The 21,654-nt window shown below is 56.6% G+C and carries 20 protein-coding genes; 9 read left to right on the top strand and 11 right to left on the bottom strand.

From position 1 onward, the window contains the following. Positions 1-35: 35 nt before the first annotated feature. Positions 36-1,148, bottom strand: a complete 1,113-nt coding sequence (locus tag NR201_RS20590; RefSeq protein WP_256850120.1) for a branched-chain amino acid ABC transporter substrate-binding protein — start codon at positions 1,146-1,148, stop codon at positions 36-38. Positions 1,149-1,543: 395 nt separating this feature from the next. On the opposite strand from NR201_RS20590, the gene panM reads away from it, so the two are divergent. After that, the gene (gene panM / locus NR201_RS20585; protein ID WP_033759053.1) at positions 1,544-1,939 is read left to right on the top strand and encodes an aspartate 1-decarboxylase autocleavage activator PanM; all 396 of its coding nucleotides are present in this window, start codon (positions 1,544-1,546) and stop codon (positions 1,937-1,939) included. A gap of 59 nt (positions 1,940-1,998) precedes the next feature. Here panM and rpoH read toward each other — a convergent pair whose 3' ends face one another. The 4 genes from rpoH to ftsY all read right to left on the bottom strand — a co-directional run bounded on the left by rpoH (position 1,999) and on the right by ftsY (position 6,435). Continuing rightward, entirely contained in the window at positions 1,999-2,856 is an 858-nt protein-coding gene (gene rpoH / locus NR201_RS20580) for an RNA polymerase sigma factor RpoH (RefSeq protein ID WP_010253314.1), read from the bottom strand. Between the two features lie 240 nt (positions 2,857-3,096). Further along, a complete protein-coding gene (ftsX, locus tag NR201_RS20575; protein WP_187512154.1) occupies positions 3,097-4,080 on the bottom strand; it encodes a permease-like cell division protein FtsX in 984 nt (327 codons plus the stop codon). Next, positions 4,070-4,738, bottom strand: coding sequence for a cell division ATP-binding protein FtsE (ftsE, locus tag NR201_RS20570; RefSeq protein ID WP_010253318.1), 669 nt, complete (start codon positions 4,736-4,738; stop codon positions 4,070-4,072). Before ftsE ends, ftsX begins: the two co-directional genes overlap by 11 nt. Positions 4,739-4,743: 5 nt before the next feature. Then, positions 4,744-6,435, bottom strand: coding sequence for a signal recognition particle-docking protein FtsY (ftsY, locus tag NR201_RS20565; RefSeq protein WP_256850119.1), 1,692 nt, complete (start codon positions 6,433-6,435; stop codon positions 4,744-4,746). A 232-nt stretch (positions 6,436-6,667) separates the two neighbouring features. On the opposite strand from ftsY, the gene rsmD reads away from it, so the two are divergent. Both rsmD and NR201_RS20555 read left to right on the top strand, forming a co-directional pair. Beyond that, entirely contained in the window at positions 6,668-7,267 is a 600-nt protein-coding gene (rsmD, locus tag NR201_RS20560; RefSeq protein ID WP_010671526.1) for a 16S rRNA (guanine(966)-N(2))-methyltransferase, read from the top strand. Next, the gene (locus tag NR201_RS20555) at positions 7,257-7,529 is read left to right on the top strand and encodes a DUF1145 family protein (RefSeq protein ID WP_003852192.1); all 273 of its coding nucleotides are present in this window, start codon (positions 7,257-7,259) and stop codon (positions 7,527-7,529) included. Before rsmD ends, NR201_RS20555 begins: the two co-directional genes overlap by 11 nt. A gap of 26 nt (positions 7,530-7,555) precedes the next feature. Here NR201_RS20555 and NR201_RS20550 read toward each other — a convergent pair whose 3' ends face one another. Next, positions 7,556-7,912 (bottom strand): DUF2500 domain-containing protein, encoded by a 357-nt coding sequence (locus tag NR201_RS20550; RefSeq protein WP_022624010.1) that lies wholly within the window; start codon positions 7,910-7,912, stop codon positions 7,556-7,558. Between the two features lie 144 nt (positions 7,913-8,056). Here NR201_RS20550 and NR201_RS20545 point away from each other — a divergent pair, with 144 nt between their 5' ends. Both NR201_RS20545 and NR201_RS20540 read left to right on the top strand, forming a co-directional pair. After that, positions 8,057-8,686: a lysoplasmalogenase gene (locus NR201_RS20545; protein ID WP_010253326.1), complete on the top strand. Its 630-nt coding sequence runs from the start codon at positions 8,057-8,059 to the stop codon at positions 8,684-8,686. 93 nt (positions 8,687-8,779) lie between these two features. After that, positions 8,780-11,071, top strand: a complete 2,292-nt coding sequence (locus NR201_RS20540; RefSeq protein WP_256850118.1) for a zinc/cadmium/mercury/lead-transporting ATPase — start codon at positions 8,780-8,782, stop codon at positions 11,069-11,071. Between the two features lie 54 nt (positions 11,072-11,125). On the opposite strand, the gene tusA is transcribed toward NR201_RS20540, so the two are convergent. Then, the gene (tusA, locus tag NR201_RS20535; RefSeq protein WP_010253330.1) at positions 11,126-11,377 is read right to left on the bottom strand and encodes a sulfurtransferase TusA; all 252 of its coding nucleotides are present in this window, start codon (positions 11,375-11,377) and stop codon (positions 11,126-11,128) included. Positions 11,378-11,581: 204 nt separating this feature from the next. On the opposite strand from tusA, the gene NR201_RS20530 reads away from it, so the two are divergent. Together NR201_RS20530 and NR201_RS20525 are read left to right on the top strand one after the other, a co-directional pair. After that, positions 11,582-12,247 carry a 7-cyano-7-deazaguanine/7-aminomethyl-7-deazaguanine transporter gene (locus NR201_RS20530; protein WP_010253331.1) on the top strand — a complete coding sequence of 222 codons (666 nt, stop codon included), beginning with the start codon at positions 11,582-11,584 and terminating at the stop codon, positions 12,245-12,247. A 116-nt stretch (positions 12,248-12,363) separates the two neighbouring features. Next, a complete protein-coding gene (locus NR201_RS20525) occupies positions 12,364-12,918 on the top strand; it encodes a DcrB family lipoprotein (protein ID WP_010253333.1) in 555 nt (184 codons plus the stop codon). Between the two features lie 58 nt (positions 12,919-12,976). Here NR201_RS20525 and iolE read toward each other — a convergent pair whose 3' ends face one another. From iolE to iolD, 3 genes are all read right to left on the bottom strand, one after another. Further along, on the bottom strand, positions 12,977-13,873 hold the full coding sequence (iolE, locus tag NR201_RS20520) for a myo-inosose-2 dehydratase (RefSeq protein WP_010253335.1): 897 nt from the start codon (positions 13,871-13,873) through the stop codon (positions 12,977-12,979). A 47-nt stretch (positions 13,874-13,920) separates the two neighbouring features. After that, positions 13,921-14,931 carry a Gfo/Idh/MocA family protein gene (locus tag NR201_RS20515; RefSeq protein WP_033780961.1) on the bottom strand — a complete coding sequence of 337 codons (1,011 nt, stop codon included), beginning with the start codon at positions 14,929-14,931 and terminating at the stop codon, positions 13,921-13,923. 62 nt (positions 14,932-14,993) lie between these two features. Next, positions 14,994-16,934, bottom strand: coding sequence for a 3D-(3,5/4)-trihydroxycyclohexane-1,2-dione acylhydrolase (decyclizing) (iolD, locus tag NR201_RS20510; protein WP_256850117.1), 1,941 nt, complete (start codon positions 16,932-16,934; stop codon positions 14,994-14,996). Positions 16,935-17,479: 545 nt separating this feature from the next. On the opposite strand from iolD, the gene iolC reads away from it, so the two are divergent. Next, on the top strand, positions 17,480-19,393 hold the full coding sequence (gene iolC / locus NR201_RS20505) for a 5-dehydro-2-deoxygluconokinase (RefSeq protein WP_256850116.1): 1,914 nt from the start codon (positions 17,480-17,482) through the stop codon (positions 19,391-19,393). Positions 19,394-19,885: 492 nt separating this feature from the next. Beyond that, positions 19,886-20,728 (top strand): MurR/RpiR family transcriptional regulator, encoded by an 843-nt coding sequence (locus NR201_RS20500; RefSeq protein WP_010253340.1) that lies wholly within the window; start codon positions 19,886-19,888, stop codon positions 20,726-20,728. Between the two features lie 98 nt (positions 20,729-20,826). Here the strand turns inward: NR201_RS20500 and iolB are convergent, their stop codons facing one another. After that, positions 20,827-21,645: a 5-deoxy-glucuronate isomerase gene (iolB, locus tag NR201_RS20495; RefSeq protein ID WP_010671521.1), complete on the bottom strand. Its 819-nt coding sequence runs from the start codon at positions 21,643-21,645 to the stop codon at positions 20,827-20,829. Positions 21,646-21,654: the final 9 nt, after the last annotated feature.

Genomic DNA, 21,654 nt, shown 5'->3' with positions numbered 1-21,654 from the left:
TAACCGGCCTCCCGCTCACCACAAAACAGCCTGGTTTACTTCACAGCAGTCGAGGTGCCATCGGCATGCCATTTAAAGACGCCGAATTCAAAGCCCTTAAGGTCACCCTTCTCATCCCAGTTCAGGTTGCCCATCACGGTTGGCACCGCCGCACCTTCCTTGAGGTTTTTCACGATAGCGTCCGGCTCAGCGCTCTTGCTGCGCTCCATGCCGGTTGCCAGCGACTGCAGTGCGGCATAGGTGGTCCAGACGAACGGTCCGGTCGGATCCAGTTTCTTCGCTTTCAGCGCTTCCACGATCGGTTTGTTGGTTTCAACCTGGTCGTAGCGTTTTGGCAGGGTCACCAGCATGCCTTCAGAAGCGGCACCGGCGATGTTCGACAGCGAGGCGTTACCCACGCCTTCCGGTCCCATAAACTGGGTTTTCAGGCCCGCAGCACGTGCCTGACGCACGATCTGACCCATTTCCGGGTAGTAACCGCCGAAATAGACGAAATCGACGTTCTCTTTCTTGAAGCGCGCGACCAGCGTAGAGAAATCTTTATCGCCAGCGGTGATACCTTCAAACATCACGATATTAGCGCCCTGCTTTTTCAGGCTCTCCTGTACGGAGCGCGCCAGGCCTTCGCCATACTGCTGTTTGTCATGCACTACGGCGATGCGCTGCGGTTTAAGCTCGCTCATCACATATTTCGCGGCGGTCGGACCCTGATCGGAGTCGAGACCGGTGGTGCGCATAATCAGTTTATAGCCGCGGGAAGTCAGGTCAGGGGCGGTCGCCGCCGGGGTAATCATCAGCACACCTTCATCTTCATAGATGTCAGAAGCGGGCTGGGTGGATGAAGAGCAGAGATGACCGATCACGTAGCGGATGCCGTCGTTAATCACCTTGTTCGCTACCGCAACCGCCTGTTTCGGGTCACAGGCGTCGTCATATTTCACCGCAACCAGTTTGTTGCCGTTAACACCGCCTTTGGCGTTGATATCTTCAATTGCCTGAGTCGCACCGGCGAACTGCATGTCGCCGTACTGCGCCACCGGGCCAGACATTGCGCCGACAATCGCCACTTTGATATTTTCAGCCAGCGCCGCATGGCTCATCGCCAGTGCTACACATCCCGCCAGTAATGCGCGACCTTTCATTTTCATCCTGACTACCCCATTTGTTTTGTCGTGTATGTTGTGAGTGTTTGTGCTGTCAGATAAAGTCGAAAACTGATTAAGCATGAATGAGTTAGCGTACTTTTCTGACATTTTTTATTAATAAGGCTTTATTTTTCAGGTTATTAAACAGGAAGTTTCTTCTGTAAATCAACTGACATATTCAGAATTGACTGAGTGAAACAGCATAATACACTGGAGGCAACGGCCGGTTTTTCACCGCTTTGCCAGCGCGTTATGCTGGATTGATCGCACGCTCTCCCTGTTTACAACTATCATCCTGGCATCCCGACCATCTTTTGACCTGTTTTATTGATGAAAATGTGGTAGCACTCTGGTTGTACATTTTCGCTGCACTTTCCCCTGTTACAGAGGTTTTTGTTATGAAGCTCACTATCCAGCGTTTAACCACGCTGACCGCGCAGGACCGCATCGATCTTGGCAAAGTCTGGCCGGATCTGGAGATTGAACAACTGGAGCAGCAGCTGGATGAACGCCATCGTCTCTATGCTGCCCGTTTTAACGACCGGCTACTGGCGGGTTTGCAGCTGGAAATCGCCGGGATCCACGGCAAAATTCACCGGCTGTCGGTGCGCGATGTCACGCGCCGACGCGGGGTGGGACAATATTTACTGGAGGAGACGATCAGGCAGAATGGGTCGATAGCGGACTGGTGGATTGCCGATGATGGCAGTGACGATCAGCAGGTGCGGGCAGCCTTTATGCAGGCGTGTGGCTTCAGAGCGCAGAGTGATGGCTGGATAATGGCGGTAGAATAGTCAGGCGCAGAAAAACAAAAAGGGCGACATAAAGTCGCCCCTTGAGATGTCGAAGTGCGTTACGCTTCGATCGCCATACGCAGTTTCTTCATGGCGTTCTTCTCCAGCTGCCGGACACGTTCGGCTGACACGCCGTACTGATCGGCCAGCTCCTGCAGCGTGGTTTTATTGTCTTCGTCCAGCCAGCGGGCGCGAATGATGTGCTGACTACGCTCATCCAGACCTTCCATCGCATAGCTCAGCTTGTCAGCCGCGTGCGCATCCCAGTTATCCTCTTCAATGCCGTCAGCAAAGTCAGAGGTTTTATCCTGAAGATAAAGCACGGGTGCCATAGATCGGCCTTCGCTGCTCTCGTCGTCGGCAGACATATCAAAGGTCATATCCTGCGCGGCCATACGCGATTCCATTTCACGCACATCTTTGCTGCTTACGCCCAGCTCACGCGCAACCATCTCGACTTCGTCCTGATTGAACCAGCCCAGACGCTGCTTGGTTTTACGCAGGTTAAAGAACAGCTTACGCTGTGCTTTGGTGGTCGCGACTTTCACGATACGCCAGTTACGCAGCACGTATTCGTGAATCTCCGCTTTAATCCAGTGCACGGCAAACGAAACCAGACGCACGCCCACTTCTGGGTTGAAGCGACGTACCGCTTTCATCAGGCCGATATTGCCTTCCTGGACCAGGTCAGCCTGTGGCAGACCGTAGCCGGAGTAATTACGAGCGATATGAACTACAAAGCGTAGGTGAGACAGGATCAGCGTCTTTGCCGCATCCAGATCGCCCTGGTAATGCAGCCGTTCAGCCAACGCTTTTTCCTCTTCTGCCGAGAGCATCGGCCAGGTATTCGCAGCCCGGACGTAAGACTCCAGGTTGCCAAGAGGAGCAATAGCTAAAGTTTGCATTTCTTTGGTCATTCAAACCCTCACAAATTCAGTGGAATTGCCGCACATTTCCCTGCGCAGACGATACATTACGTCAACGTCGCGCGAAATCCGAAAGCAATCTGTGCTACTTAGAGTGGTAAAGTTATCCACAAGTTCAATTATAGCGGTGAATATTTTACACACAGATGACAGGAAGGGAAGAGGGGAAATATCCTCTGCACCCACCATCGGTAGCAGAGGACCATTATAACAAAAAAATGTTGCAGGCGTTTACTGCGGCGTAAATCGACGTAAATGTTGTACCGTGGCCAGCCACGCAGCCACCCAGCCGATGATCGCCGCAATCAGTAACAGCAGTAGCGCCTCATCCCAGGAGAAGCCTTCCAGCGAGAAGGTGGTACCAAATACCGTCGCTACACTGGCAACAACGGACTGCAGACGCAGCACCAGCACTTCCGACAGCAGCAGCGACAGCACCGCCCCGCTGAAGCCCAGCAGCGCCCCGCCATAGAGGAATGGACGCAGGATAAAGCCGTCAGTGGCGCCAATCAGCTTCTGCACGTTAATGGTGTCGCGTCGGGCAAAGATGCTGAGCCGGACGCTGTTACCGATCACCAGGAACACAGCCACGATCATCAGCACGCCAATCATTGAGGCGATCTGCCCCACCAGCCCGGTCAGCGCCGCCAGCCGCGCAAACCAGCTATCATCCATCCGCACTTCATCCACGCCCTGCACTTTAGTTACCCGATCGCGCAGGCTTTGCATGGTGTCTGAGCTCTGGAAATTGAGCTTAGGTGTGATGATGGCCACCGCAGGCAGCGGATTCTGCTCCAGCATATCCATTGCGCCGCCAAAGCCTGACCAGTTGCGGAACTCGTTCAGCGCCTCTTCCCGCGTCAGGTAGTTGACGTTATCCACGCCTTCGACCTGCTTGAGCTGCGCCACCACGTTTTCTGCCGCCGTGTCATCCAGCGTTTTGGAGAGATAAACGGTTAACTGCGGCGCCGGATACCACTGCGTTGCCGCCTGGCTGACGTTTTTCCACACCATGTAGCAGACGCTGGGCAGCGTCAGTGAAATGGCGATGACCATCACCGTCAGCAGGGTTGCCAGCGGCTGACGCCACATATCAGAAAGCGTGCCGCGCAGCGCATAGCGCCACTGCTCCTGCCAGCCGCCTTTCAGCGCTTTGCTCTTTGACTGCTGCTTCGCTTTCGGCGCAGCCGGACGTTTAATGCGTTTATTGACCATCGTGGCCTCCGTGCAGACGTCCCTGATTCAGCGTCATCATCCGGTAGTTGCGTCGGGCGATAAGACCGCTGTCATGCGTCGCCATCAGGACGGTGACGCCGACGCGGTTGAACTCTTCGAACAGGCGCAGAATATCTTCTGACAGCGCGTCGTCAAGGTTACCGGTCGGTTCATCGGCCAGCAGCACGGCGGGCTTGTTCACCACCGCACGGGCGATGCCCACACGCTGCTGTTCGCCGCCAGAGAGCTGAATCGGATAACTTTTCGCTTTGTCGAGCAGACCCACTTTATCCAGTGCCGCCGAAACGCGACGACGAATGTCTTCGCCGCTGGCACCGGAGATAATCAGCGGGATCGCCACATTTTCATAAACCGAACGATCCATCAGCAGGTGGTGATCCTGGAAAATCATGCCGATCTGACGACGCAGGAAAGGCACCTCGCTGTTACGCAGGCGGGAAATGTCATGGCCGCTGAACCAGATTTTTCCGGCACTCGGGCGCTCAATGCCACAAATCAGCTTCAGCAAGGTACTTTTACCGGCACCGGAGTGGCCGGTCAGAAACGCCATTTCGCCGGGACGCAGACGGAAATCTACCCCCTGCAGCGCCTGACGTCCGCCGAGATATGCCTTACTGACCTCTTCAAAGCGAATCATCCTAATTAGTCCTCTCGGGCAAACAGTGCCTCAATAAAATCTTCTGCCTTAAACGGCCGTAAATCTTCAATGCCTTCACCGACGCCGATGTAGCGAATCGGAATACCGAACTGATCGGCCACCGAGAAGATCACGCCGCCTTTGGCGGTGCCATCCAGCTTGGTGAGCGCAATCCCGGTCACGCCAACGGCTTCATTAAACAGTCGGGCCTGGCTGACCGCATTCTGTCCGGTGCTGGCATCCAGCGTCAGCATCACTTCGTGTGGCGCTGAATCATCCAGTTTCTTCATCACGCGGGTGATTTTTTTCAGCTCTTCCATCAGGTGCGATTTGTTCTGCAGACGACCCGCGGTATCGGCAATCAGCACGTCAACGCCACGCGATTTAGCCGCCTGAATAGCATCGAAGATCACCGAAGCGGAATCTGCACCGGTGTGCTGAGCAATCACCGGAATGTTATTGCGTTGGCCCCACACCTGCAGCTGCTCAACAGCCGCAGCGCGGAAGGTATCACCAGCCGCTAACATCACAGATTTGCCTTCAGCCTGATACTGGCGCGCCAGTTTACCGATGGTGGTGGTTTTACCTACACCATTGACGCCAACCATCAGGATCACAAACGGCGTTTTGCCTGAGACGTCCAGTGGCGCATCCACTTTCGCCAGAATCGAGGCCATCTCCGCTTTCAGCAGGCCGAAGAGTGCTTCCGCGTCACGCAGTTGCTTGCGGTTTGCCTGCTGGGTCAGATGCGTGATGATGCGGCGAGTGGTATCCACACCCACATCCGCAATCAGCAGCTGCTCTTCCAGCTCGTCAAACAGCTCATCATCAATCTTTTTGCCACGGAACAGGCTGATAAAACCGGAACCGAGGTTCTGACGGGTTTTCACCAGGCTGCGCTTCAGGCGGGCAAAGAAGCCCTCTTTGCTGGGACGCTCCTGCTCCTGCATGATGAGTGGCGCGGCGGCCAGCGGGAGATCGCTGACGGTATCGGATAATGTCTCTGCCGGTTCCGCGTCGGTGACTTCGGCTTCGCCCAGTGCCAGTGCGGTCAGCTCTTCTTCGGTGAGCGGTGCTTCCGTTTCGCTGTCCGATGTTTCAACGATCGCAGCCTCGTCCGGCGTCAGCGCTTCATCGCTTAACGGCGCTTCGGCTTCGCTGTGCGGGGTTTCAACGATCCCGGCGTCATCCAGCGCCAGCGCGGTCAGCTCTTCTTCGCTTAACGGCGCGTCCGCTTCGCTGTCCGGGGTTTCAACGATCGCTGCATCGCCCAGTGCCAGCGCGGTCAGCTCTTCTTCGCTTAACGGCGCATCCGCGGGTTCCGCATCAACGGCTGGCTTTACCACGTCGTCGGCGTCAATAACCGGCGTCGCGTCATGTTCAGGTGCGGCGATTTCCAGTAGCGCTTCAGGACCGGCCTCAATCGGCGCAGCTTCATCCAGCACCATGGGTGCTGACTCATGCGGCGCTGCCGCGGTGACTTCCGCCTCACGCTGCTGCCCGGCCACCGTTTCGGTGATAACGACAGTCTCTTCCGCTTGCGCTTCAGCCTGGCTTAATGCCGGGGCGTCCTGTTCTGCCTGCTGCTCTGCGGGTTCTGCGACCTCTTGTGTCTGCTCCTCCGCTACAGGTTGTTTCTCTTCCTCTTTGCCAAATCCCAGCCAGGAAAAAAAGCCACGTTTTTTCTCTTTTGCCATTGTGTGACGACACTCCTCGATGGCTTTGTCCCGGTCGCGCGTGGTTTCCAGGGGTAAATCAATGAAAGTTGGTCAGCGCCAGACCGGCGTAAACCGCAGAATAATGCATGACTTCAGCAACTCAGTAGTCTAACACTTTCCAGCCAGCTCACCACAGCACCCTTTTTTAACGTTTCTTCTCACCGATTCGCCCGTTAAACTACGCAACAAATTATGACGAGTTGTGAGCAAGATGAATAAAAACCCCCGCAGTACAGGCGGTGCCGGGCAGATTCGCATCATTGGCGGCCAGTGGCGCGGACGCAAACTGCCGGTGCCGGACAGCGCCGGACTGCGCCCGACCACCGATCGGGTACGTGAGACGCTGTTTAACTGGCTGGCCCCGGTGCTGCCAGAGGCGCGCTGCCTCGACTGCTTTGCCGGTAGCGGCGCATTAGGACTGGAAGCCCTGTCGCGTTACGCGGGATCGGCGACGCTGCTCGAGCTGGAACGGCCGGTGGCGCAGCAGCTGACAAAAAATCTGCAGACGTTGCGCGCCAGTAATGGCACCGTGATTCAGACCAATGCGTTAAACTGGCTGGCACAGCCAGGTGAACCGTTCGATGTGGTGTTTATCGATCCGCCGTTTCGTCAGGGATTGCTGGAACAGACGTTACAGCTGCTGGAGCAGAATCACTGGCTGGCCGATCAGGCGCTGATTTACGTCGAAAGTGAAGTGGAAAATGGCGCACCGCCGGTGCCGCCAGAGTGGGATCTTTATCGCGAAAAAATAGCCGGACAAGTGGCTTATCGTTTGTATCAACGTCAACAGGAGACGCAGGATGTTACTTAATTTGGGGCGTCTGTTGATGCTATGCGTGTGGGGATTTCTGCTGGCTAACCTGGTCCATCCCTACCCGAAACCGCTGACTTATTTTATCAACGTTGCGCTGATTTTCATGATCCTGATGCATGGCCTGCAGCTGGTGTTACTGCGCACCACGCAGACCAAAGATGCGCCGCCGATTGACCGCGTCACCCAGGCCAAAGTGTTTCTGTTCGGGGTGTTCGAACTGGTCGCCTGGCAGAAGAAAAACTTCCCACGCAAGAAATAATCCCGGGCGGGTGCAATGCCCGCCGGTTACTGCCGGGGTGTGAAGCTGATAAAGCGCGTGCCCTGCATCTTCAGCTCGCCTCTGGCGCCCTTGTCCAGCTGATGATATTCCGCCTCTTTAAGCTGCACTTTGATGTCGCTGGCACCGTTCAGCGGGTGAAACAGCACCTCGTAGCGCATCTCTTCCCCGGCGATCACTTCCCGCTGCCGTGAACGGCGATTGGGTGCAGGAAATTCACGTTTGGTTTTGACCTCAGCCTGCAGAGAACGCTCGGGTGAAGCGTCATTCACCGCCACTTCCCGGCGTTGCTTAATGAACTGACGGGTCGCCAGCACGGCGATAATCGCCAGAACGATGATAAAGATTAGCGGCGGTTTGCTCATAGCGTTCTTGTGCCTGCAGGATGATTAATCAGGCGGCAAAGCATACAACCAGAGTTGCCTGATTGTCACATCTCAGAGGCTTAACCTAAACTGAAAGGGGTATTTTGGGATCTTTCACCATTTTGAACAAAAAAGGGAGAAACAATGCTCTGGTCTTTCCTCGCTGTACTTTTCTCCGGCTGGCTCTATGTCGACGCCACCTATCGCGGCCCGCAATGGCAACGCTGGTTATTTAAGCCGGTCACGCTGCTGCTGCTTGTCGGGCTGGCCTGGCAGGCACCGGTGCTGCAGACTACGGACTACCTGATTCTGGCCGGTCTGGTCGCGACGCTGGTCGGTGATGCGTTAACGCTGCTGCCGCGTCAGCAGATGCTCTATGCCATCGGGGCTTTCTTCCTGTCGCACCTGCTTTATACCCTCTGCTTCGCCGCCAGCATGACCATGACCTTCTTCTGGCCAATTCCGCTGACGCTGCTCATCATCGGTGCCGCCCTGATTGGCATCATCTGGAGCCGACTGGAAGATCTGCGCTGGCCTGTCTGCACCTTTATCGGCATGACGCTGGTGATGACCTGGATAGCGACCGAGCAGTACTTCTTCCGCCCGACCGATTACAGCTTCTCGATCATGGTGGGTGCCGGTCTGCTGCTGCTGGCCAACGCCGTCTGGTTTATCTCACACTATCGTCGCCGCTTTACCGCCGACAGCGCGATTGTCGCCGCCTGCTACTTCGCCGGTCACTTTATGATCGTGCGTTCGTTGTGGGTCGTCTGAAAAAATAGCCTTGACTCTGGAGTTCACTCCAGAGTGTAGGATAAGGGATGGGCTGCGTTGCTCATCCCACTATCCTTACACTCTGGAGGTCATATGCATCAACATCACGCCTGTGGCTGCGGCAAACCCCGTGCCAGTCACGCCGCAGCAAAACCGCTGTGCCAGGTTCGCCAGGCCCGCCCCCTCTCCCTTTCTATTCACGCCGCGACGCCTGTACCTGCCGAGACGGCAGGCTGTTGCTGTGACAGTCACTGCAGCCCTGGCAACGACGCCGACACCGCTGAGGAAAGCGACCGGCGAGGCGCCGACAGTTATCCCTTTAGCTGGCAGGTCAGCGGGATGGATTGCCCGTCGTGTGCCCGCACCATTGAAACCGCTGTCCGTCAGGTAAGTGGCGTGACCGACGCCCGTGTCTTGTTCAGCAGCGAGAAACTGGTGGTCAACGCTGAACACGATGTACAAAACGCCGTTGAACAGGCGGTGAAAAAAGCCGGCTTCCAGCTCGCAACCCCATCAGCCACGTCGGCCACATCCCCCGCTACGCCGGGCTGGCAGCATAACCGAATGCTGATTTTGCTGGCGCTGCTGGTGCTTGCCAGTAGCATTCTCAGCCAGTTCGCGCCCGCCTGGGGCGATCGGCTGTTTGTGCTGACCACGCTGGTCGGCCTGGTCCCGGTGGCGCGCGGTGCCTGGCAGCGTCTGCGCAGCGGATCGCCTTTTACTATTGAGACATTAATGACGCTGGCGTCAGCTGGCGCACTGATTATTGGCGCACACGCTGAAGCCGCGATGGTGCTGGTGTTGTTTCAGCTGGGCGAACAGCTGGAAAGCTATGCCGCTTCCAGGGCGCGCAGCGGCGTTACCAGCCTGATGGCGTTGCGGCCTGAATCGGCGATCCGTCTTGAACAGGGCAAACGTACTGAGGTACCGCTCGCAGCGCTGCAACCCGGCGATGTGATTGAAGTCGCGGCGGGCAGCCGCTTGCCGGTCGATGGCAGCTTAATCAGCCCGCTTGCCAGTTTCGATGAGAGCGCGCTAACCGGTGAATCACTGCCGGTAACGCGGGCCAGCGGCGAAAAAATCCTCGCCGGTGCTACCAGCGTTGATCGCCTGGTGATGCTGGAAGTGGTGTCGAAGCCGGGTGAAAGCGCGATCGACCGTATCCTGCAGCTGATTGAAGAAGCGGAAACGCATCGTGCGCCGGTCGAACGCTTTATCGACCAGTTCAGCCGTATTTACACGCCGCTGGTCATGCTGCTGTCGCTGCTGGTGATGGTGGTGCCGCCACTGCTCGGCGCAGGCGACTGGCAGCCGTGGATCTACAAAGGGCTGACACTGTTGTTGATTGGCTGCCCCTGTGCACTGGTGATCTCCACGCCTGCCGCCATTACCTCCGGGCTGGCTGCGGCGGCGCGACAGGGCGCACTGATCAAAGGCGGTGCGGCGCTGGAGCGGCTGAGTTCGGTGCGCAGAATGGCGTTTGATAAAACCGGTACTCTGACGCTGGGCAAGCCGCAGCTGACGCAGATCCTGCGCTTTGGCACGGCCAGCGAGTCAGAGATGCTGGCGCTGAGCGCCGCTGCGGAACAGGGTGCCACCCATCCGCTGGCCAGCGCTATCGTGGCGGCCGCGCAGGCGCGTGATCTGGTGATTCCTGACGCGCAGGATCAGCAGGTGCAGGCGGGACGCGGCATCAGCGCGAAAGTCGCTGGCCAGCAGATTCAGCTGCTGACGCCCGGCCATGCACCCGATCTGACGCCGCAGCAAAATGCGCAGATAGCGCAACAGGAAGCTGAAGGTGAAACGCTGGTGGTGCTGATGCGCGATGGCGAAGCGCTGGGTGCGCTGGCTCTGCGCGATCAGCTGCGCGACGACGCCGTTGAGGCGTTAAAGGCGCTGAAAAAGCTGGGTATTGAGAGCCTGATGCTGACCGGCGACAATCCGCGCGCTGCGGCGACCATTGCCCGCCAGCTGGATATTGATTATCGCGCCAGTCTGCTGCCCGCCGATAAAGTCGCGGCGATCCGCGAACTGAGTCAGCAACAGCCGCTGGCGATGGTCGGGGATGGCATTAACGACGCGCCAGCAATGAAAGCGGCAACGCTGGGCATTGCGATGGGCAGCGGCACCGATGTGGCACTGGAAGCGGCCGATGCTGCCCTGACGCGTAATCAGCTCAGCAATCTGGCTCCGATGATTGCGCTGGCACGCCGGACACGGCGTATCATCCGCCAGAATATCGGTATTGCGCTGGGGCTGAAGGCGATTTTCCTGGTCACAACCCTGCTGGGTCTGACCGGACTCTGGCTGGCGGTGCTGGCGGATTCGGGTGCGACCGCGCTGGTCACCGCCAACGCGCTGCGGTTACTGCGTCGCCGCGCCTGAGCAGGCGGCTTCTGATCTGAAGAGTGAGGTTAACGGCGGCCTGTACGGCTGTCGTTAACCCGCCATGCCTTTGCGGATCAGAAACTGATAGGGCAGCGTGTCGGTTTGCTGCGCCAGCAAGCCATGTTCCATAAAGCGGCAGAAGCCGGGAATATCACGCGTGGTGGCCGGATCATCGGCGATGATCAGCAACGTCTCACCATCCTGCAGGCTGCGTACGGTTTTGCGCACCATCATCACCGGCTCCGGGCAACGCAGGCCACGGGCATCCAGCTGATGGTCGGCAGAGGAAAAAGCATCGCTCATAATCAACTCGGTTCAGGTAAGGGGCGCTCATTCTAGCGCGTGCTGGCGGTGAAGCAAGGCGATAACGATTGCGCTAAAATTAACCATTGCATAAAAAGCACAACGCGGTAAGATGCCGCCGCTTTTTGCTCATAAAACTGCCAGGCGCTGCCCGAACGGCGTCCCGCAATGGGTTCCCTCACCCCAACATTAAAAAGGTTGAATATGCTCGCATTTTCTTCGCGTCAGCGCATGCATGCGCTTTTCTGGTTATCGCTGTTTCACCTGCTGGTGATCACTTCAAGTAACTATCTGGTGCAGTTGCCTATTTCAGTGTTTGGCTTCCACACCACCTGGGGTGCATTCAGCTTCCCGTTTATCTTCCTGGCGACCGATCTCACCGTGCGTATTTTTGGCGCACCGCTGGCCCGACGCATTATTCTGGCCGTGATGATCCCGGCACTGTTTATCTCTTACAGTGTCTCGGCGCTGTTCTATCAGGGTGAATGGCAGGGCTGGCAGGCACTGGAAGTGATGAATCTGTTTGTTGCCCGTATCGCCTGCGCCAGCTTTATGGCTTACGCGCTGGGTCAGATCCTCGACGTTCACGTGTTCAACCGTCTGCGTCGCCTGCCACAGTGGTGGATTGCGCCGGGCTGCGCCATGTTCCTGGGGAATATCAGCGATACGCTGGCCTTCTTCTTTATCGCCTTCTATAAAAGCCCCGATGCGTTTATGGCGCAGCACTGGGTTGAGATTGCCCTGGTGGATTACAGCTTCAAAGTGCTGATCTGCATGGTCTTCTTCCTGCCCGCCTACGGCGTGCTGCTCAACGCGGCGCTGAAACGTCTGGCTGAACGCCAGACCGCCCGCCAGGTCAATTTCGGCTAAGCGCCCATACGGTTTCCACTACTATCCGCTAAGATCTTCTGACAATCATCAGGTTGCGTTTGCAACCTGATTCCTGTTGTATTAATGCCTGACTGGAAACTTAAAAAGGGATTCTGATGCGCAACCTGGTGAAATATGTAGGAATGGGTTTACTGGTACTCGGCTTAGCGGCCTGTGACCAGAAGAAAGATGAAGCGGCGAATGACAACGGCGTCAGCGCCAGTCAGTCGGCGCAAACCGTCACGCTGATGGATGGCAAACTGAGCTTCTCGCTGCCACCAGGCATGTCCGATAAAAGCGGTAAACTGGGTTCGCAGACCACTAACATGCACGTTTATGCGGATGAAACCGGTGCCCGCGCCATTATTGTGATTGCCGGTGACCCGACCAATGATGGTCTGGATGTGCTGTCGCAGCGTATGGAACAGCAGCAGCGTAACCGCGATCCGCAGTTGCAGGTGGTGTCGAACAAATCTGTGACGCTCAAAGATCAGCCCGCGCAGCAGCTGGATACGGTGATTTCTGCCAACAACCAGACCTCATGGTCTTCAGTGGTTCTGGCGAAAGTAGATGGCAAACTGGTGACGCTGCAGATTACGCTGCCAGGTGATAATCAGCAGCAGGCGCAGAGCGATGCTGACAACATCGTGAAAAGCATTACGCTGAAGTAAAACAAAAGGCTGGCTTCCCTGCACGGCGGGGAAGCCAGCCTTCGGTCAGAAGGGCTTTTTATAAACCTGCATTCTCGCGAATATATTTCCGCGCTTTCACCGCATATTCAAACGGATTGGCCAGTGCCGGATCCTGCTCCGCTTCAACCACCATCCAGCCTTTATAGCCGTAATCATCCAGGATTTTGAACACCGGTCTGAAGTCGATCACGCCATCACCCGGTACGGTAAAGGTGCCCTTTTTCACTCCTTCCAGGAACGAGAGATGGTTCTCACGCACCTCGGCGACCACCTCATCACGCACATCCTTAAGATGAACGTGGAAGATGCGCGGCAGATATTTCTCCAGTACCGCCAGCATCTTCTGCTGGGAGCCTTCGGAGTAGTAGACGTGGCCGGTGTCATAGAGCAAACCGACCTGCTCGTCGGTCATCTCCATAAACCGGTCAATCTCTTCAGTGGTCTGAATGCCGGTGCCCATATGGTGATGCAGCGTCACGCGCATCCCCTTTTCCGCCGCGATGCGGGCCAGTTCGTTGTAGCCTTCCGCGGTTAACTGCCACTCTTCATCGCTGAAAATGGCTTTCTCTTCAAACACCGCAAGCCCGGTGCCCTGAATACTTTTACTCTGTTCAGAACAGCCAATCACCCGCGCGCCCATCGCATGCAGGAAGTTCATATGCTCGATGAACTGTTCGATGGTTTTCTGTTTGTCGCCGTTGGCGAAAAAGGTGCTGAACCAGGCGTTGCAGATCTCGATGCCGCGAATGTCGAGCATCGGTTTCAGGATCGCCGGATCGCGGGGATATTTGCTGCCCACTTCACTGCCGGTAAAGCCAGCCAGCGCCATCTCACTGACGGTCTGCTGAAAAGTGTTTTCACTGCCGAGATCCGGCATGTCATCGTTGGTCCAGCCGATCGGGGCGATCGCCAGTTTTACATTCTCTTTGTTCATTATCTTATTCCCAGGCGGAGAGCGGCCATGCCGCATAGACAGCTAAATCAGTTATAGAAAGCAGGACGCGGCGGCATCTCTACCGGCTCAATCGCACCACTGTTCTGCGCTTTAATGCAGGCATCGGCGGCGACTGAGGCGGCAAAGCCATCCCAGGCAGAAGGACCGGTCAACTGGCCCGCTTTGATGTCGTTGATAAACGCCTGCAACTCAACGTCATACGCCTCGATAAAGCGATCTTTCCAGTCCACCAGAATGGTGTTCGAGAGGCGGGCCTCTTTGCGCAGTTGCACCGAAGAGGGCTCTGGCAAGCGCGCAATCCCCTCTTCACCCACCACTTCACACTGGATGTCATAGCCGTAAGCGCAGTTAACGAAGATCTCGACGTCAATGCGAACCCCTTTCTGGGTTTCGAATAGCACGATCTGCGGATCTTTCAGCTGACTGTGTGACTTCGAGGTGACGCGCGGGAAGACTACCTGCACCGTTTTATAGTCATCGTTTGTCAGCCAGCGCAGCACATCCAGCTCGTGGATCAGGGTGTTGGTGATCGCCATCGGCGTGGTGTAGTTCTCCGGCACGGTCGGGTTGCGGTGCGCGCAGTGCAGCATCAGCGGCTCACCGATATCGCCATCGGTGATTACTTTTTTCAGTGCACGGTAGCCCGCATCGTAAGGACGCATAAAGCCGACCTGCACCAGGCGTTTACCCGCCTGAATCTCTGCATCCACGACCCGGCGGCAGCCCTCGGCGCTCATCGCCAGCGGCTTTTCACAGAACACCGGTTTACCGGCGGCAATCGCCGCTAAGGTGAACTCTTCATGGGTCGGATCCCATGAGGTGACCAGCACCGCATCAACATTCGGAGACTGAATCACGTCGTGTCCATTTTCGAATACCTCCGCCTCAATATTCAGGCGTTGCAGTGCGGCACGCGCGCCTTCGACATTAATGTCAGAGACGGCAACCACCTGTGCACCCTGCAGCACGTGGCTGCAGCGACGAATATGTTCCTGACCAATTGCACCTGTACCGATGACGCCAAGTTTCAAAGTCATAATTACACCTGTGTAGGGTTCGTACGGAGAAGAGCAAAACGGGCCGCGGCACGGCCCTGAAATTAATATTTTCGTGCCTGATCCAGATGGCTGTTGAGCTTGTCCGCCACCGCCTGAGAACGTTCGGTCTTCGAGGCCTGCGCCACGCCGACGTGCCACCAGCTGAAATATTTGTGGATCATGGTTTTTGGCAGCACTTTGATGTCGATAAGGGTGGAAACCGTCTGGGTACGGGCATCTTCCAGCGCCGCTTTGAGCTGCTCCAGCGTGGTCACACGATAGGTTTTACAGCCATAACCGGCGGCGATAGCGGCGAAATCGACCGGAATAAAGCCGCCGTCCAGCTTGCCACCTTCCGCATTACGGAACCGGAACTCGGTGGTAAAGCTGTCCATGCCGTGTTCCATCTGCAGGTTATTGATGCAGCCGTTGGTCATGTTATCCAGCAGCACTACGTTGATCTTCGCCCCTTCCTGAATCGAGGTGACCAGCTCTGAGTGCAGCATCATAAAGGAGCCATCACCGACCAGCGCATAGACCTCGCGCTGCGGCTGCGCCAGCTTCACACCCAGCGCGGCATTCACTTCATAACCCATGCAGGAGTAGCCATATTCAACGTGGTAGGCGTTGTAATCTTTGGTGCGCCAGACGCGCTGCAGGTCGCCCGGCAGACTGCCCGCCGCTGCCACTACCACTGCGTCTTTTGGCAGTTGCTCATTTAAGGTGCCGAGCACGCTGCTTTGCGTCAGCAGCGACTGGGTCAGGCGGTTAAACTCAGCGAACACCGCTTTACGGTCGAGATGATCCGCAATCTCCGGCACAAAGTCGCCATCGTGATATTCCACCTGGTAGACACGCTGCGTCTCTTCCAGCAGCTGGCTCTGTGCCTGCTCAATCTGGTTGCCCCAGTCGTTGCTGTAGTGCTGCGAGGCCAGACCGGCGGTGAGCGCGGTCAGCCCTTCGCGGGCATCGGCCAGCAGCTGCACGCCATCGAGCTTGTAGCTGTCAAAGTTACTGACGTTGATGTTCAGGAAGCTGACATCGGGATGCTGGAAAATCCATTTCGACGCGGTAGTGAAGTCGGTGTAGCGGGTGCCGATGCCGATCACTAAATCGGCCTCTTTCGCCAGCAGGTTAGCCGCCAGACAGCCGGTTTCGCCCACGCCGCCGACATTCAGCGGATGGTCAGAGACCAGCGTGCCTTTGCCCGCCTGCGTCTCCGCAAAGGGAATCTGATAGCGCTCGGCAAACTGGCGCAGCGCCTCGCCCGCTTCGGAGTATTTCACTCCGCCGCCGCAGATAATCATCGGCTTGCGCTTACGGTTAATCAGCGTCAGGGCATCTGCCAGCTGCGCCGCCACGGGCAGGCGGCGATCCAGACGGTGCACCCGTTTCTGGAAGAAGTAGTCAGGGTAATCCCAGGCTTCGCCCTGCACATCCTGCGGCAGCGACAGCGTGACCGCGCCGGTTTCTGCCGGATCGGTCAGTACGCGCATGGCGTTGATACAGGCGGACATCAGCTGTTCCGGGCGGCTGACGCGATCCCAGTATTTGCTGACGGCGCGGAAGGCATCGTTGGTGCTGATGCTGAGATCGTAGCTCTGCTCAATCTGTTGCAGTACCGGATCGGGCTGGCGGGTGGCGAAGACGTCGCCTGGCAGCAGCAGCAGAGGAATGCGGTTGGCGGTCGCGGTCGCCGCGGCGGTGATCATATTGGCCGCACCAGGCCCCACAGACGAACTGCAGGCGATAATCTGGCGGCGCAGCGACTGGCGCGCAAAGCCGGTGGCAGCATGAGCCATGCCCTGCTCATTACGGCCCTGGTAGACCACCAGATCGCCGCTATCCTGTTCCAGCGCCTGGCCCAGCCCCAGCACGTTGCCATGTCCGAAAATGGCGAAGATGCCTTTTACGAACTTCGTCTCAACGCCATCGACATCAATGAATTGATTATCAAGAAATTTAACCAGCGCCTGTGCCGTGGTCAGTCTGATAGTGCCCATATTCTTCCTTACATGCTGGTGGACCCCGACTTCCGCGACAGCACGCCAGGCGTTGTCATCGGCGGAAAAGGCGACCTGAATAACTGAAACGTGAGGCGATTATAAACAAATATATTTTTCATAAAACACGATTACAGAAGAAACATTTCATTTTGCGAGTGAGATCAAATTTAATGACGGCAACAGGTCTGGCGGGCGATTGCAGTGGGGAAATCTGGAACGTTTAACAGAGAGTGGTGCCTGATGAAAAAATTCATTTCAATGCAGCAGCTTGCCTGACTGGCGTGCGGATTCCTGCGATCCCCTTCACAACCCTGACATACCGCACATCACGCTGGCAGAGTTCGCGCAGGCGGGCGGCAATCAGGAGTTTTACCTGGTTCACAAAATTGCGATGGATATTTCATTTCGTATTGAATATGGAATTTTTATTCCTCATACTCCCCTCATAGCCAGTCAGACACCTACAGACCCGGAAGCAGAGCGTAACTGGTGTCGGTCTTTACGCCCGCCAGCGCTGCTAATCACAGAAGGAAACAACAGGTATGAGTACACAACAGAAACCGCTTGATGTGATTTGTATCGGGCGCATCGCCGTTGATTTTTATGGCCAGCAAATCGGGGCGCGACTGGAAGATGTCACCTCCTTTGCTAAATATCTGGGCGGCTCGTCAGGCAACGTCGCCTATGGCACCGCGATTCAGGGGCTGAAATCGGCGATGCTGGCGCGGGTGGGAGATGAGCATAATGGTCGCTTTCTGCGTGAAGAGTTGCAGCGCGTAGGCTGTAACACCGATGCGCTAATCACCGATCCGCAGCGTCTGACCGGACTGGTGATCCTCGGCATCAAAGATGAAGAGACTTTTCCGCTGATTTTCTACCGCGATAATTGCGCCGATATGGGCCTGGTTCCGGACGATATCGATGAAGCCTTTATTACCTCTGCGCGCGCCGTGGCGGTTACTGGCACCCACTTATCCCATCCTCAGACCCGCGAAGCGGTGCTAAAAGCGCTGGATATCGCCCGCCGCAACGGCCTGCGCACGGCGCTGGATATCGATTATCGTCCGGTGTTGTGGGGACTGACCTCTCTGGGCGACGGTGAAACACGTTTCATTGAGTCGTCACAGGTCACGCAGCAGTTACAGGAAGTGGTGCACTATTTCGATTTGATCGTCGGCACCGAAGAGGAGTTTCATATTGCCGGTGGCAGCACCGACACCCTGACCGCGCTGAAAAACGTGCGTCAGGCGAGTCAGGCGACGCTGGTCTGCAAACGTGGACCGCTGGGTTGCGTGGTGTTTGAAGGCGAGATCCCGGATAGCTGGGAACAGACTGAGCTGCACACGGGCGTACGCGTCGAGGTTCTCAACGTGCTGGGCGCGGGCGATGCCTTTATGTCTGGCCTGCTGCGCGGCTGGCTGAATGATGAGGGCTGGACTCAGGCGTGCCGTTACGCCAACGCCTGCGGAGCGCTGGTGGTATCACGCCACGGTTGCGCACCCGCCATGCCAACCAAAGCGGAGCTGGATGATTTCCTGAGTCGCGACAAAGAGGTGAAGCGTCCTGATCTCGACAGCCGTCTGAACCATCTGCACCGCGTGACTACCCGCAAGCAGCAGTGGCCGGAGCTGAATGTCTTCGCCTTTGACCACCGCAAACAGCTGGCGGATATGGCGCAGGAAGCGGGCGTGGACGAGAGCCGCATTCCGGAACTGAAACTGCTGCTGCTGGAAGCCGCTCAGCAGGCTGCCAGAGAGGCAGGATTAGAGAATAAAAGCGGGATTCTGGCGGATACGACCTACGGTCAGAAGGCGCTGAACGCCATCACCGGTAAGAACTGGTGGATTGGCCGCCCGATTGAGCTGCCGAGCTCGCGTCCGCTGTGCCTGGAACATGGCAACATCGGCTCACAGCTGATCGACTGGCCTGCCGAACACGTGGTGAAATGTCTGGTCTTCTATCATCCGCATGACAGTGCTGAACTGCGTAAAGAGCAGGATGAGCTGGTGCTCGACGTCTGGAACGGCTGTAACAAAAGCGGTCATGAGCTGCTGCTGGAAGTGATTCTGCCTGACAACAACCCGGATAAGAACGAAGCGTATTACTTTGATATGTTGAGCCATTTCTACAGTCTGGGCATCCAGCCTGACTGGTGGAAACTGCCACCGCTGTCGGCGGAAAGCTGGCAGGCGATCAGCGGTCTGATTGAGCAGCAGGATCCCCACTGTCGCGGCATTCTGTTACTCGGTCTGGATGCGCCCGAAGAGAAGCTTAAAGCGGGCTTCGCCGCGGCGGCCAAAGCGCCCTGGGTGAAAGGTTTTGCGGTAGGCCGCACTATCTTTGGTCAGCCTTCCCGCCAGTGGTTACAGGGGGAGCTGGACGATCAGGCGCTGATTGAGACGGTTAAAGGCAACTATCTGCGACTGATTGAGTACTGGCGCGCTGCCCGCGCCTGATTTCCTGCTATGCCAGAGGCTGTCTCAACCAGGATAGCGTTGAAGGTCAATGACGACGTCTGTTACGGGCCGCTGTGAAACCGTGCGGACGCAGGGAACACGGTCAGATCGGAAAGACGCAAAAGCCGCCATCCATGGCATGCTCGGCCCGCGTCGTCCCTGACGCGGGACGCTTTCCTCCTCTGACCGTGTTCCCTGCTCATTTAGCTAATGCGTTGCTGCCAGACCCGATGCCTCAGCAATCTCACGCCATTCCAATCAGAATGGCATTTTTACTGATTATCCTTCCTCCCCTGCTGTGATTTCATCCGGGTTTCCACCCCATTATTGCCTGTGCAGAGGCGCGCCTCGGGTGCTGAGGCTAATCTGTGAACCATTTCATAAAGCCATGAAATAAACCGCGTCGTTGACGCAAAGAAATGAAATTTTCCATCCATCTGATACTATAGCGCTCATTATGCAGCCATTATTCTAATTATACGGGCAGAAGTGATGAACAATAATCCCACCCAACTTTCTCTCTTGCAGGACGATATTCGTCGCCGCTACGAAACGCTGAGCAAGCGTCTTAAACAGGTTGCGCGCTACATCCTTGATAACAGTAACAGTATTGCTTTCGATACCGTCGCCTCAATTGCTCAGCAGGCCGATGTGCCACCGTCGACGCTAATCCGCTTTGCGAATGCTTTTGGCTTCAGCGGCTTCAACGAAATGAAACAGGTTTTTCGTCAGCACCTGATGGAGGAGACGGTCAACTATACTGAGCGCGCTCGCCTGTTTCGTCAGACCTCCACGGACGACAGCGCCAGTGCGCCTGAAAGTCCGGCGGAAATCCTCAACGTCTTTACCATGGTTAACAGCCAGGCGCTGCAGCAGCTGGCGATGCAGGTTAATCCTGAGCAGCTGAACAAAGCGGTGAAGCTGCTGAATGAGGCTGAGAATATCTATGTTATCGGCCTGCGTCGCTCTTTCAGCGTCGCCTCCTACCTGGTCTACGCGCTGCGTCATCTTGAGCGCCGCGCTTTCCTGATTGATGGCCTGGGCGGGATGTTTACCGAGCAGCTCAGCCTGGTAAACCCGAAAGATGTGGTGATTGCGATCAGCTACTCGCCTTATGCACGTGAAGCGGTCGAGGTGGTTGAAATGGGTGCCAAACGCGGTGCGCATCAGATTGCCATTACCGACAGTCAGGTCAGTCCGCTGGCCGCCTTCAGCGATGTCTGCTTTGTGGTACGTGAAGCGCAGGTCGATGGCTTCCGTTCGCAGGTCGCTTCACTCTGCCTGGCACAGACGCTGGCGGTTTCGCTGGCACTGAACAACGCAAAGACCAGCTGAGTTCCACACACAAAAAAGGGCAGCGCGACAGGCTGCCCTTTTTACTGATATGAACGCGGATTATAAACCGTGATTGCTGTTTATTTTTCAGCGAAGACTTACGCTTTCCGTGGATAGCTGTCGCTGTTCACCCAGGCGTGATCTTTCTCCCAGGTAAATTTCCACAGCCGCACCGGCCCCGCCATCACGTTCAGATAGTAGTTATTGTATCCCGCCAGCGTCGCTACCGGATGATAGCCGCGCGGTACCATCACCACGTCGCGATTATAGGGTGCCATACAGACATCCAGGGAACGGTCGTCGGTGTAAACGCGCTGCATGGCAAAGCCAGGTTCCGGATCGAAACGGTGATAGTAGGTCTCTTCCAGGTAGGTTTCGTTTTCACTCTCCTCCTGGTCGTGCTTGTGGCTGGGATAAGAGCTGGTATCGCCCTCGTTGGTATAGACTTCCACCACCAGCAGGCTATCAGCCGGTTCATTGTCAGGCAGGATATTGTGAACCAGGCGCTGGTTGCGCCCTTTTCCGCGATGCTCAACACCAACATCGGCTGGCGCAATCAGGCGCGCAGGCAGATTCCCCTGACCGGGCGCATTACAGACCGCCAGCTCAAGATCGCTGTCAGCGTAAACCTCTACTTCATCATCATGCGGCACATAAACGGAATAAGGCGGTACGCGCTCAAAAGGCGACATGCGCTGACCGATACCGGGAAAATCAGCATGGCGGGTTTTTACGGAGGCCAGCCCGGCCACCAGCACCAGACACAGCTCTTTATCACCACTGCTGAGACGCAGGGTTTCCCCTTTCTTCAGCAAATAGGCATCAAATCCCACATAACGCCAGCCGGCGCGCTCAGGCGTCACATGCTGAATACGACCCTGCGCGTCAGGGGCTTGTGCTTTCGACAGTAAAGACATCCTGATACT

Origin of the sequence: Pantoea sp. Fr-CA_6 (assembly GCF_024520895.1) — a bacterium.
GTDB classification, from domain to species: domain Bacteria; phylum Pseudomonadota; class Gammaproteobacteria; order Enterobacterales; family Enterobacteriaceae; genus Pantoea; species Pantoea agglomerans.
The sequence above is the reverse complement of the archived record's forward strand: the minus strand, read 5'-3'. Positions and strand labels throughout refer to the sequence as shown.